The organism is Pseudoalteromonas sp. AS84 (assembly GCF_038900255.1).
Classification (GTDB): Bacteria; Pseudomonadota; Gammaproteobacteria; order Enterobacterales; family Alteromonadaceae; genus Pseudoalteromonas.
Genome location: NZ_JBBMQY010000010.1, coordinates 19069 through 32378, shown reverse-complemented (window position 1 = coordinate 32378; position 13310 = coordinate 19069). Strand labels below are relative to the sequence as shown.

14 protein-coding genes are annotated in these 13310 nt (G+C 37.8%); 5 read left to right on the top strand and 9 right to left on the bottom strand.

Annotation, left to right across the window (positions count from 1 at the left end; all coding sequences use genetic code 11):
• The first annotated feature begins 16 nt into the window (after positions 1–16).
• On the top strand, positions 17–1264 hold the full coding sequence (locus WNY79_RS11825; protein ID WP_076924493.1) for an ATP-binding protein: 1248 nt from the start codon (positions 17–19) through the stop codon (positions 1262–1264).
• Positions 1265–1352: 88 nt separating this feature from the next.
• Here WNY79_RS11825 and WNY79_RS11820 read toward each other — a convergent pair whose 3' ends face one another.
• Together WNY79_RS11820 and WNY79_RS11815 are read right to left on the bottom strand one after the other, a co-directional pair.
• The gene (locus tag WNY79_RS11820) at positions 1353–1577 is read right to left on the bottom strand and encodes a DUF3820 family protein (protein WP_024599169.1); all 225 of its coding nucleotides are present in this window, start codon (positions 1575–1577) and stop codon (positions 1353–1355) included.
• 351 nt (positions 1578–1928) lie between these two features.
• Entirely contained in the window at positions 1929–3503 is a 1575-nt protein-coding gene (locus WNY79_RS11815; RefSeq protein ID WP_024599168.1) for a cation:proton antiporter family protein, read from the bottom strand.
• Positions 3504–3769: 266 nt separating this feature from the next.
• On the opposite strand from WNY79_RS11815, the gene WNY79_RS11810 reads away from it, so the two are divergent.
• Entirely contained in the window at positions 3770–4513 is a 744-nt protein-coding gene (locus WNY79_RS11810; protein WP_076924491.1) for a sporulation protein, read from the top strand.
• A gap of 74 nt (positions 4514–4587) precedes the next feature.
• Positions 4588–5037 carry a GNAT family N-acetyltransferase gene (locus WNY79_RS11805; protein WP_342875940.1) on the top strand — a complete coding sequence of 150 codons (450 nt, stop codon included), beginning with the start codon at positions 4588–4590 and terminating at the stop codon, positions 5035–5037.
• 78 nt (positions 5038–5115) lie between these two features.
• On the opposite strand, the gene WNY79_RS11800 is transcribed toward WNY79_RS11805, so the two are convergent.
• The 6 genes from WNY79_RS11800 to WNY79_RS11775 form a co-directional block, all read right to left on the bottom strand.
• Positions 5116–6471 (bottom strand): sodium-dependent transporter, encoded by a 1356-nt coding sequence (locus WNY79_RS11800; RefSeq protein ID WP_024599165.1) that lies wholly within the window; start codon positions 6469–6471, stop codon positions 5116–5118.
• Between the two features lie 203 nt (positions 6472–6674).
• Positions 6675–7967: an ATP-binding protein gene (locus tag WNY79_RS11795; RefSeq protein ID WP_024599164.1), complete on the bottom strand. Its 1293-nt coding sequence runs from the start codon at positions 7965–7967 to the stop codon at positions 6675–6677.
• Positions 7968–7986: 19 nt separating this feature from the next.
• The gene (locus tag WNY79_RS11790) at positions 7987–8691 is read right to left on the bottom strand and encodes a response regulator transcription factor (RefSeq protein ID WP_024599163.1); all 705 of its coding nucleotides are present in this window, start codon (positions 8689–8691) and stop codon (positions 7987–7989) included.
• 25 nt (positions 8692–8716) lie between these two features.
• Positions 8717–9100, bottom strand: coding sequence for a DUF3019 domain-containing protein (locus tag WNY79_RS11785; protein WP_024599162.1), 384 nt, complete (start codon positions 9098–9100; stop codon positions 8717–8719).
• Complete coding sequence (locus WNY79_RS11780; protein ID WP_259365611.1) at positions 9090–9872, bottom strand: MipA/OmpV family protein; 783 nt, start codon at positions 9870–9872, stop codon at positions 9090–9092. Before WNY79_RS11780 ends, WNY79_RS11785 begins: the two co-directional genes overlap by 11 nt.
• 477 nt (positions 9873–10349) lie before the next feature.
• Positions 10350–11153 carry a hypothetical protein gene (locus WNY79_RS11775; protein ID WP_024597864.1) on the bottom strand — a complete coding sequence of 268 codons (804 nt, stop codon included), beginning with the start codon at positions 11151–11153 and terminating at the stop codon, positions 10350–10352.
• A 112-nt stretch (positions 11154–11265) separates the two neighbouring features.
• On the opposite strand from WNY79_RS11775, the gene WNY79_RS11770 reads away from it, so the two are divergent.
• Positions 11266–12420, top strand: a complete 1155-nt coding sequence (locus WNY79_RS11770) for a serine hydrolase domain-containing protein (RefSeq protein ID WP_342875939.1) — start codon at positions 11266–11268, stop codon at positions 12418–12420.
• Positions 12417–12917, top strand: coding sequence for a histidine phosphatase family protein (locus WNY79_RS11765; protein WP_342875938.1), 501 nt, complete (start codon positions 12417–12419; stop codon positions 12915–12917). The genes WNY79_RS11770 and WNY79_RS11765 overlap by 4 nt, the downstream gene beginning before the upstream one ends.
• Before the next feature lie 80 nt (positions 12918–12997).
• Here the strand turns inward: WNY79_RS11765 and yhbY are convergent, their stop codons facing one another.
• Positions 12998–13294 (bottom strand): ribosome assembly RNA-binding protein YhbY, encoded by a 297-nt coding sequence (yhbY, locus tag WNY79_RS11760; RefSeq protein ID WP_002963153.1) that lies wholly within the window; start codon positions 13292–13294, stop codon positions 12998–13000.
• Between the last annotated feature and the right edge of the window lie 16 nt (positions 13295–13310).

Sequence of the window (13310 nt, the reverse complement as noted above, 5' to 3'; positions counted from 1 at the left end):
AGGTTAGTCGGCTTTAATGGGAAAACTGTTTACCAGCTTATACTTATACATCATCGTTTCTTTGTTTGTAGTAAGTGGTGTTATAGAGCAGTTGTGGCCTTATGAAGAGTCGCAACAGCAAGTTTTCTTAGACGATGAGTTTGGGCAATCACTATGGTTGCTCTCACAAACTCCTAACGGTCTTAAAAAACTAAAGCATAACTTTGATAGTAAAGTAATTGAACGACGTGATTTAATACTTCCTCAAAAACAACAATCGCAGCTTAACCAAAACCACTACTTATACTTATACGATAAGCAACAGCGCATTGTTTGGTATGTAGATCTCGGTAATGACTCATTACTTCAAGTAGGGCCGGTAGGTGTATTAACGCAGCAATCATCTTCTGTTTGGCCCTATTTATTACTCCTTATTATTGTAGGTATACCTGTTGGGCTGTGGAGCTTTTTACTATGGCGCGATTTTGCAAAGCTACGTAAAGCGTGTGAAGCGGTGGAGGGTTTGCAAGACTTTCAACTAAACGACTCTTCTAAGTCTTTCTTTTTACCTATTACTGATACATTAAAGGTAATGCAGCAACGTATTGAGTTTTTACTTAGTGCGCAGCAAGAACTTACCTCATCGGTGTCGCATGAGTTTAGAACACCACTAGCACGTTTAAAGTTTGCAATTGTAATGCTGCAAGAACAAATGCTTGATGAAAAAGGTGAGAAATACCTAACAAACATGCAAACAGACATTAGCGAGCTTGAGTCACTAGTTTCTGAAATGCTTGAATATGCGCGATTAGACTCTCAACAACCTAGTTTACAGCCAATAAACTGTGACTTAGCTGGGCTGGTAAAAACAACTGTTGAAAAGCTAAACTTTGAAGCCCGAACAACGCTTTCCGTAAACCTCCCTGAGCATTTAAATTATTACTGTGATAGTCACTTTATGGCGCGAGTATTTCAAAATTTAATTGGCAATGCGCTCAAATACACCCATAAGCAAGTCAAAATTTCATTGCTACAAGAGACAAAACACATCGTATTGATTGTTGAAGATGATGGTGAAGGGATAGATCCCGCTGAGCGAGAAAATGTATTTAAACCTTTTACTCGACTCGATAAAAGTAGAGGTAAGGATACCGGTGGTTTTGGTTTAGGGCTCGCCATAGTTGCTAAAATTGTGTCGTGGCACCAAGGAGAGTGTAAAGCAGAAAGCTCAAGCTTAGGTGGTGCTAAATTTATTGTATATTTACCCCTCAAATTAAAGACATAAAAAAAGCGCCTTGAGGCGCTTTTTTTGCGGTTAAAAACCAAAATCAACAAGTAGCAATACAATAGACCGCAAGTGCTTAAAAAAGTTCTCAACTATTTTTATTTTTTTCAAGTAATGGCATTAGCATTTGTTCAAGGCCATTTAGTTTTACTTCGTACATCATTGCAAGTTGGCTACCTAGCTTTGAATCGGGAAACCCTTGCTTGTTAAACCACACTAAATAAGGTTCTGGCAGTAACAACAATGGCCGTCCTGCATATTTTCCAAACGGCATTGTAGTATTTATCGCTATTTTTAATTGTTTTGGATCCATAAAGATTACTTAGGTATTTAAAGTCAGGGTAAGTGTAAGGGATTTTAGAGATATAAAATAGGCTGTGACGGGCAAGAAACAGCCTATTTTGCGAGGGAGTAGGCCCTCTGATTTAATAGTTTTATGTTAATTAATATAAACCTAGTTGAACTTTAATTAGCTGGGATCTAATTAAGTTATTATTAGAACATGGGTTCTTATTTAACCAACACAGCTAGTTTACCTGTTTTTTATTGCTATAGAGAATTGGCTTGTAAAGGAATGTAAATAGAATTGCTTTTTATTTAAAAACTAATAACAAAGCCTTAATGAATTTAAGGCTTTGTTATTTATAAACGATACAAAAGAGGACTATTCGTTAAATAGCTCTTGTTTTACGTGCTCTGCAAAACCACTACCGGCTTCTAAATAAAAGTTATAAGTAGAATGCACACCCATTTCTTCAAGCTCTTTTTGTTGATCCGGGTAGTTTGCAATAGCTGTTACTTGGCCTTTATAACCTGAGGCCTGTAATTGCTCTAAAGCAAAAATATTTTGCATATGCTTTGGCATTGCAAGCATAACCATTTCTACTTGTGAGTGATTTACTCGTTGCCAAAAGTCAGGGTCGGTTGCATCTGCAATTAAGACGTTGCGGCCTCTGTTAACGTGCTTGTCTACCACCTCTGGCTTTATATCTATGCCTGCAACAACATTTGGGTGAGTCGCGTTGATCGTTTCATAAGCACCAGTACCAATACGTCCCATCCCAAAAATGACTATTTTCGTATCATTAAGGTTAACGGGTAGCTCTTCAGCTAAACGAGTTTTACTTTCAAACTTTAATAACCAGTGCTCTATTTTTACATACAACTCATTTGAGCGTTTATTTAATGGGGAAGCAATTATGAATGTAATAGAAACAGCAATTGCCATTACAGCTAGCCACTCAGAGGTGATCATGCCTGTAGTCGCAGCCACTGCGCATACAATTAATCCAAACTCACTGTAGTTAGATAAGCTAAAAGCGGTAAGTAATGATGTACGCGCACGTAATTTGAATATATTAGTGAACACATAGTAAAGCGCTATTTTAATGGGTAATACTAAAATAAGTATAATGGCAACAATCAAGGAGTTAGTGGTTAGCTCTGCGCTTAAACCAATACTTAAGAAAAAGCCAACTAGCAATATGTCCTTTAAATTAAGTAGAGATTTTGATAGCTCGCCAGCCTTTTTATGAGGGGCAAACATCATTCCTATTACTAGTGCACCTAAATCGCCTTTTAGGCCTGCAAATTCAAATGCATGATAACCAGCAACTAGCGCAAAGAAAAAACCAAACAATGGTAATAGTTCACCATGTTTAGATCGGTTCAACACGCCATACATTACAGGTCGTAATAAAGGCAAAGCAATTATTAATGCAATAGCCCACAAATTAGGGATTTTACCGGTGCTAATAGCTAAAAATATTACTGCAAAGATATCCTGCATTACCAATATTCCAATGGCTATTTTGCCGTGTAGGCTTGCCATTTCTCCGCGCTCTTCAAGTACTTTTACTGCAAATACAGTGCTTGAAAAACTAAGTGCAAATCCAACCAATAAAGCACTTTGCCAACTTAAATCAACAAATAGTGGAATGGCGAAAACGCCAAGCAGAAGCATAAAGCCACTAAATAACGCGCTGCTAAAAATGATATGCAATGTTGCAGGCGCCCAAACTTGAGGTTTAATTAAACTGTTAACTTTAAGTTTCAAGCCAATACTAAAAAGAAGAAGAGTAACCCCTAGGGCTGCAATTGTATCGAGCAACTCTGTACTTTTATAACCCGATAAATTTAAAGCAAAACCTGCAAGTAAAAACCCAATTAGAGGAGGTAGTTTTAACTGATAAACAGCAAAACCACAAACAAACGCGGCAGCAAAATAGATTAGTTCCATAATTCTTAATATCACTTCATTTGGTGTTGCAGTGTAACGAAAAATTTATACCATTGAAAATATAAATAGACCTAAAAATGAACGCGTCTAATCAATTACTTGTCCAGCTGCGTATAAAAAACGGGCATTAAACACCTATTTAATAGTAAATACTATGTAAATAACACTTTTTCACTGACATTAGCTTTTAAATATGGTTAAGATGCGATAACGAAGAAGTTTAAGCCGGAGCAAATAATACAGCCGCTCAGCTTAAGGAGAGATATATGTTTAAAAAGATTTTAGCGTCGGTAGGTATTGGTGCTGCAAAGGTAGACACTATTTTAGAAACTGAACACCTACAACCAGGTCAACTTTTTAACGCACAAATAGTCATTACTGCAGGTGATGTGAGCCAAGATATTTCAGGTTTAGATTTATTATTAATGACTCGTGTTAAAGTTGCAGGTGATAATGGCGATTATTTTACGAATCATGTGATTGAGCAATGGCGAATTACAGATATAGGTACAATTGAGCCAGGCGAAGTTAAAAATATCCCTTTTGAAGCGCGTCTTCATTCTGAAACTCCTATTACAGAAATTAATGCAGGTTATAATCAATCTCATGTGTGGCTTGAAACAGGCCTAGATATAGACTTAGCACTTGACCCAATAGATAAGGACCATTTACACATTTACCCTAATGAAGCGGTTAAAACGTGTATGCAAGCGATGGAAAAGTTAGGTTTTAGTTTAATGAAAGCTGACGTAGAAAAAGGTCACTTACGCGCTTCGACTTTTCAGTCATTATCTGGATGCTATCAAGAACTTGAATATAAACCAAATAGCCGCAGCTTATTCGGCATTCAGGAGATTGAATTATCGTTTGTCCCAGAAGCACATAAAACACATGTGCTTATAGAGCTAGACAGAGCCTTTAAAGGCGATGGTTATGTAGATTTGACCATAGAGCACGATCATGTGAATTTATCGCAGCTGTGTGATCAGCTAGAGCGATTATTTACTTAGTATAAGTTAACTAAGCTAGCGAGTGATTTTAATAAACCCAGCCTAAGCTGGGTTTTTTGCCTATAGGATTTGATATGCAGTTTAAATGTGAGCAGTTTGACGCTCTTGATACACAGACTCTTTTTACTATTATGCGCGGGCGTGTTGATGTGTTTGTTGTAGAGCAGGAGTGCCCTTACCCTGAACTTGATGATGTAGACATTGCTTTAAATACACAGCATTTATATACATTGAGTCATGGGCAACTACAAACTTACGCGCGATGCTATGAAAAAAGTGCACAATACAGCGCAATAGGTCGCGTGCTAGTAAGTGAAAGCGCCCGTGGCAATGGATATGCTACTTTACTTATTACTGAAGCTATAGACTGCTGTAAAGCACAATGGCCTGAGCGAGATATTTATATAGGTGCACAAACTTACTTGCTTGATTTTTACCGCTCTTTTGGCTTTGAGGATTATAAAAGTGAATATCTAGAAGACGGTATCCTTCATCAAGATATGATTTTAAAACTTACTAAATAAATTAAATTTAGACGTATATAAAATAACCCACTAATGTGGGCTATTTTAATTTAAGACTATTTAAGGTTAAGGTATTATTTAGCTTAATAGTGAGTGTAAAAACACCATACCAATAGCAAGCGGGCACACAAACTTGGTATACCAAGGCCATACTTTCCAAAACAATGTGTTATGAACTTCAGGATTACCTTCTTTAATTGCTTTAAGTAATGAGCCTCTGTACCAAATCCAGCCTACAAATATACAACACATAAGGCCAAGCAAAGGTTGAGCTACTTTTGTAGTTAAAGTAATCACTAAGCCAAATAAGCTGCTAAGGTTACACACAATTGTAATGCTAACGATAGCAATTAAAGCTCCAATCAACCAGGTTGCCTGAACGCGTTTCATCCCAAAGCGTTCTACAGTGTATGATACTGGCGCTTCTAACATTGAAATAGATGACGTTAAAGCGGCAATACTCATTAACGCAAAAAATGAAAAGCCCACAAATAAGCCAACTTCGCCCATTCCATCAAATAAAGCAGGGAGTACCTGAAACACTAACGTATCTTCAGAGAGTAGTTTTCCTGTTGTGGCAGAGAATATTTCAACGCCTTGAGCTTGTGCTACATACATAGCCGGAATAATCAGTAAACCCGCTACAAAAGCTATAAATACATCAATAAGGGTTACATAGGCACCTAAAGAAACAAGGTTTTCTTTTTTACTAATGTACGAGCCATAAATAATCATTACGCTAGTACCTAGCGATAAAGAGAAGAAAGCTTGTCCTAGCGCACTCACTAATAATTTTGCGTCAAAAATAGATGAAAAATCGGGAACTAAGTAAGCCTTTAAACCTTCCATTGCGCCATCTTGGGTCATTACATATGCAATAAGTGCAAATAAAATACCTAAAAGAGCAGGCATTAAGCGTTTCGACCATTTTTCAATACCATTCTCAACGCCTCTACTGATAATAGCGACAGTTAGTACGATAAAGACGAGAGTAAATATTATGTTTCGGGTAAGTGATTGCTCACTTAGCCATGTCGATGCTGTGTTGGCACCAACAAGAGTAGCTATGGGGTCAGCTGTAGCGCTGAGCATCCAACCAGCAACAATGGCGTAAAAACTTAATATAAAGCCAGCACATAAAATACCGCCAAAACCAACAATAAAGGCAAAGTGTTTTTGCCATGGCTTATTAGATATTTTTTGAAGTGATGAAACCGCGTTTGCTTGGCCATGACGACCAATCATAAGTTCAGCCATTAAAGCGGGGTAGGCTAAAAAGAACGCAAGCACTAAATATGCGACTAAAAATGCAGCACCGCCATTACTTGCTGTTTGTGTAGGGAATCCCCAGATATTGCCCAAACCAACGGCAGAACCCGCGGCGGCCATAATAAAACCAAAGCGAGAGCTAAACTCGCCTCTAACTGCGCTCATATTATTGTACTTCTCTATTGTGTGACGGCGCTGACAATCTACTGGAAATGTTAAAAAATAAAAAGTGCTTATTTGCTGATCTGGCACAATTTAATAAGTAAATGCGTGTTATAACCATCGATTTTAATTGTTGTTATCGGGTCGTTTAAAATAACGAGTTGATTTTGTTTAATAATTGTTAATTACAGTCTGTAACTATTGCTTTACGAATTGTGATGCTGTGCAATAGTGAGAGTAAAACACGCACCACCTAGCTGGGTACTTTTACTAACTTTAACACTGCCATGATGCCAGTCGGCTACTTTTTCAACAATAGCTAGACCAAGGCCGTAACTTTTATCAGCTCTGTTACGGTGAGCCTCTTCTCTAAAAAATGGACTAAATACGTTGCTAAAGTTTTCCCGAGCTATGCCAGGGCCGTCATCTTCTACCGTTATTATAAGCTGTTGTTCGTGTAACTTCGCACTTAAGTAAATATGTTGGTTTGCGAAATCAGAGGCATTAGTTAATAAATTGGTAATTGCACGAGCAAGCCAGTGAAGATCTGCATTTATTATTTTATCGGTACTATTGAGCTGTACACTAAGCATTTGCATTTCAAGTTTAGGTGCAAGTTGCACTAAAATATCTTCAAGGTAGGACTTAATGTTTGTTGATGAATAGGTCAGCTTATTAGCATTTTGCTCTAAAGTAGCAAATGCTAAATAGCTACTAAGCATCGATTCCATATGGTCTAAATCATTTTCCATACGGGTTAAATACTGTTTTATTTTTTGCTCATCATGGCTATCTAATGCTGCATCTAAACCAAATCGCAGGCACGCGATAGGGGTGCGTATATCATGAGATAAGCTTGAGGCCATTAGCTTGTTTTCGGCGACAAGCTTCTCTATTTGGCTGGCCATGCGATTAAAGGTAAGCTCTACGTCTTTTATGTAAGTAAAATGCGATACTTTTATGCGGGCTTGAACATTACCTGAGGCAAACTTTTTAGCGGCTTCATTTAACACGGTTAATCGTTTAGCTAAGGGCGCAATAATAAAGCCCATAAATACACATAGGCCTGCGTAAAAGAGTAAGGTTAATATAATGTCGTTATGTTGCTCGCTATCAAAAATTTTATCTAAACGCATTGATAAGTGAAAAGGATTTAAAACATCGCTGCTATAAAGCATATAAAAGCCTTGCTGATCTTCTAAAATCAGCCCACCCGGCGTATGCATTTGTAATAATAAAGAAGGCGGTAAAGCAAGTGATTCATTAGGCTTGTAATCAATTAAAACATCAAACTCTAGCGCCAGTTGTTTTACATAATCGCTGCGCTCAGATGTGGGTATGTTAGCTAACTGCTTGCTAAAACCCATGATCATTTTACTTTGCTGACTAAATTCATCCTGTGGGGTATGCGCTTGTTGACTAAAAGCATCAATAAGCCAGCCCAATACCACAATAGATAAAAGTGCACTGCCTAGAAGCGATATATAAAACTTTTTCATTTATTTATTCATCACTTTATTACCACGCAGTAGAAACAAGTAAATATCCACGGCCCCAAATGGTTTTAATTTTTTCAGGGTTTTGTGGATCATCATTAAACTTTTTACGAAGTGCAGAAATAAGTACATCAACACTTCTATCAAGCCCATCATACTCTCTGCCTTTGGTTGCTTTAAATACAGCGTCGCGAGAGACTACTTGCCCTGCGTTACTCGCAAGGTAGTGAAGCAGTAAATATTCAGCACTTGATATATTTACGTCTTGCTCGTTAAGTTTTACATTTCTAGATTCAGTATCAATACTAAGCGCACCAACATTAATAACACTTTCGTTAACGTGTGGCGTATTTGGCTCATTTTTTTGGCGAAGGGCTGCTTTTATACGCGCTAGCAATGCACGAGGTCGCACTGGTTTCATTATGTAGTCGCTTGCACCTACTTCTAGACCAATGACTTCATCCATTTCTTCATCGCGTGCAGTGAGCATTATGATAGGCGAATTATAAAAACTACGAAGCTCTCTACATACGCTTATACCATCTTGCCCTGGAAGCATAATATCTAGGAGCACGATATTTGGATTTAATGTTTTGACTTGGCTAATTACTTCGTCACCTCTGTGACAAACATGCGTTGTGTAGCCTTGCTCTGTTAAATATTCAGCAACCCATTGAGCAAGAGATACATCGTCTTCAACGAGTAAAATAGTGCCGTAGTTATCCATGAAAATATCCTTAATGCGATTGGTATTAAAATAGTCGCCAGCGGCGCTTTTTTTGCCTGTTTTGATATACCCATTGAAGCTTTACTTCGGCAACACTAATTATTTTAGATGTATTGCTGTCAAATAGTTCAAATGAAATACTTTGCTGTGAATCAAATGCATAATTAAAAGTACCGCTCTGTTGCTTGAGCCAACATTGCATTATGTACTTTGAGGTGGCGTCACGTAGGCAGTAATTACCAATGATAGGTTGCTCCCACGTTAGCGTAACGTCAGCATAGCAATTTCGCCCTTCGCGAAGTGCAACGCACGTGTCGGGTAGTGCTATGAGTGCTTCAGGAGGTTCCTGAGCTTTAACAGTAAAAGTACTGGGGAAGATCAGTAATACACAGATCCATCTAAAATACATAACGTAGGCCTACCTTGGCTTTATGTTGATATCCTTGGGAAATAATTGGGCTGTCGTCAATTTCTTTAGAAAACCATGTGGTAAGCCAGCCGGATAAAAACACCCAATCTTGGCTTATTGGGTACTCAGCATGGAACTCAAAAATAATACTGGTACTGGCATTACTGCTGTAAATAGGGCGAAGGCTGGTGGCTTCATCGCTATCAATGCCAAAATAATAATTAGTAAAGTCAGCAGAGTAGGCGCTTAAGCCAACACCCGATCTAAACTCCCAGTTTCGCCATGGCAAAATGTGACTAAAAAAGCTGTTTATAACCCAGCCATTGTGCGCGCCAGATACATCATGAAGGTATTCAAAAGAGAATTGAGAATTTTCAAATCGACGAGAAAGTCGAAGGCCGACGTCAAAGTCGTAATTACGTTTTTTTATACCTTGGAGTTCTTGTATAACACCGTGGTTATAAAATCCTAGGCCTTTTTCGTCAAATCCAGCTTGAGTATTTGTGCCTAATATATCTAGGCCCCAATCAAATTTATCTATAAGACTGTAGCCTATTACAAGGCCGCCACTGAGCTGATTGTGATCGAAATCAAGGTAAAATTTATCGTAGGAAACAGCAAGACTTAAATCGAGCTCAACGCCTTTGTCGTAAGACTCAATGCCGACAAGGTAAGAATCTTCAATATAAAAGCCCGCACCAGCACTCCAATCCCACGCAAAGCCTTGGGTTGGCTCTAACGTATTATCTGCATAATAGCGGTTACTTGCCATACTCGATGTGCTAAAAATGCAGCAAAAAAGCAGTGTTATGCTCAGTAAAGTATGGTTAAGCAAAGCGTTTCTCATCCCTTAGGGCCTAATTATTATTTGTTATTAAGCGTAGTATATTGTTAATTCGTTCCTTTAATCTGTAAAAAAATGTAGTAAGTGTTAGCTCTGTTGATCTTTCAAGGTTAAATTTGCAGCAGTCTGTTTGGTATTTAGGCAAGGCAGAGCCTATACAGTGTGGCTATTCCCCATAAATGGGCGATAACGTAGCATTAATGCCAAACAGGCGCTGCCCAAAGGGTTCTTCCTAGGGGCTATTTACTATTTGTTGCTCGGTTTTTACTGATTCTTACATGGATGTAAGCCAGTAGAATAACGCAGGAGCAGTTATTGAGCCCACTAGGTTACAAATCTCGCGCCGCGATTAAATAGCCCCTAGTTTGAACAAATTTTAATCCGTAAAGATTAACAGACCCTAATTTACTGAACTTTAATTTTATCGATTAATATACTGCTCAAGTAAAACTGCATCATAGGTGTTAATGCACTTACTTCTGTTCTGTTACACGGACCGCTAAGTTTGGTAAGGCTAGATAGTTTTGACAACGTTTTGTACTGAGGGATTTGAATGTCTTTCCCAAGTCTTTCAATGCGAGCTTCATCAGTGTTTTGTTGATGAACAAAAGCGACAACCTCAAGCTCATTAGTTATTTTTTGCTCTTCGGTAAAATTGTAAATTAGCGGCTCGCGATGAAAACTTGCACTGTCGATAGATGATTTAGCAAACCAAACAACATCACCCGATGACTTGTGCGTAAGACGCATACTAACTTGTGCGAACATAGCTGCGCACTGCTGGGTTGGATATTGTTGTGCAACATTTGAATATAAAGTAAAAGGATTCTCTGGTTGCTTTATTGCGTACTTGGTATCGTCTGTAAAAGTTAAATCTAGTTGCTGAATTGTCAGTGTATAGTCGCTGTTATTTTTAGTTGTCACTTTTAGTTGTTTATCATTCAGTGCTTGGCTAATTTGCGATAGAAGTTTATCGGTCACGCTCGCTTTATCGGTAATGATTTTTACTGTCTGGTTTCTAACTACTTTATGTGCAGGTAGTTGCACAGATTTAACTTTTGGAGATGAGTGCTCTGTAGTGTACTCAAGCTGATAGGTCTGACTTTTTAATGTTGGCTTTAACGGCATAGCCAATGGCTCGGCTGGCTGCTTTGTAATAGCACAACCAGTTGATAATAATATAAAAAGTGACACAACTAAAAAACGCATAAGTACTAAACACCCGCTAAAAACCAAATAATCGTCGTATTGTACGTTAGTCCAAACAAAACTTCATGATATTATCTGCGCAGATGTGGTTAAAAAGATAAAATTTATAAAAATGAAGTATCTCAACTCCTTAATGTATAGCTTACCTGCTTTGTGTTTGTTGTTTAGCTCTGTGGGTTTTGCAGCAAAAGCGGATCCTGATTGGGATGCATTTGTAAAAAAGTACGGCCGTTACGCACAAAAAAAATTAAAAAGTAAAGGTATACCTGGTGCAGCGCTTTCGATTGTAAATATTAACAACTCAGACTACATCCACACTATGGGCGTAACTAAAACACGAAATGGACAAAAAGTTAATAAGCATACCCGCTTTAGACTTGCGTCTGTTTCTAAGACATTTGCAGGCTCGTTATCAGCTAAATTGGCTGCTAACGGCCTACTGGAGTTAGATAAGCCTGTTAGTGATTACATACCTGATTTTAAAGGAACTGTATATGAAAATGATTTAAAGGTGTTTCATCTTTTAAGTCATTCAAGCGGGTTAGTTCCTAATGCATACGATAATTTAATTGAATCTCGTATGGATTACCCCGGTATTGTTGAAAAGCTACTTAGTGTCAAACCAATTTGTAAACCTGGTGAATGTTATGGCTATCAAAACGTTATGTTTAGCCTTATAGGTGATGTGATATTACAAAGCACCGATACAAGTTACAAACAGTGGTTAAAAGAAGCTATTTTTGAGCCATTGAAAATGAATGATGCGAGCTTAGGCTTTGAATCAATGACGAATGACAAAAATTACGCGCTACCACACGTGCGTGGTAAAAAACGTTGGTATAGCGCTAAGCTTAAAAAAAATTACTATAAAGTGAGCCCAGCAGCCGGTGTAAATGCGAGCGCAAGTGATATGGCTATTTGGCTAAAAGCGCAGCTGGGCCAATACCCTGATGTTTTGTCATTGGATACTCTCGCAAAACAAACACGCCCTTATACGAATACAAAAAAAGAAATGTATCGTAGGGTGTGGAAAAAACACCTTAACGAAGCTTATTACGGGCTAGGTTGGCGCGTTTATAACTATGCTGATGAAACGCTTTATTATCATAGTGGCTGGGTGCAAGGGTATAGAAGTGATTTGGTTGTATTTCCTCATTTAAATATTGGTTTTAGCTTAATAGTTAACGCTGAAACCGGCGTAATTAATGAACTAACGACTGAATTTATCGACAGGCTATTAGAGTACAAACGGGGTAAAAAAATATGAATAAAATAATATTAGTAATCACTTGTTTAGTCATATTATCTAATAGTAGTTTGGCGCTTGCGGCACCGGATAAAATATATTTGTTTCGTCATAGCGAAAAGTTAACGGGCAAAAATCCAGCGCTCTCAGAGGTGGGAAAGGCACGTGCAAATAATTTAGTTACTTTTTTCAAAGAGTATCAAAATATACATATTTTCAGCAGTAACTATAAACGCACGTTACAAACAGCGGCCCCTTTGCAGACATATTTTAATACCGACGTAAATGTGTATAACGCAGGTGAGCTAAGTGATTTAAAAAAAGAGTTACTAAAACTAAAAGGTGTAGTTGTTGTTATAGGGCACAGTAATACCACACCGCAACTAGCCGAGCTGCTTTCGAATGAAAAAGTGTCAGCAATGAGTGAAACACAATTTACTCAGTACTTTATATTGAATAAGAAGCCGAGGAGTAATGGTAGCGAATATGATTTAACCCATCATAAAATGAGCTTTTGATTTAAAACGTTAAATAATAAAAAACCAGCATTAAGCTGGTTTTTTCAATTTAAACGCACTAAATCCTTTAACAGGAATAATTAGTTACGAGGTAAATGTATTTTTTTCTCAACGCTTTGACGATAAAGCACAATAGTGTGACCTATCGTTTGTAGCTTAGTCGCACCAGTTTCACGTACGATTGCTTCAAAAATTAGTGCTTTTGTTTCACGATCGTCAGTTGGAACTTTAACTTTGATTAATTCGTGAATTTCTAATGCACTTTGAATTTCTACTACTACGCCTTCGGTTAAACCGTTAGAACCTAGTAAAACTACAGGCTTAAGGCTATGTGCCTGACCTTTTAAAAACTGCTTTTGTTTGTTTGATAATGTCATGTTTATACAAATTTTG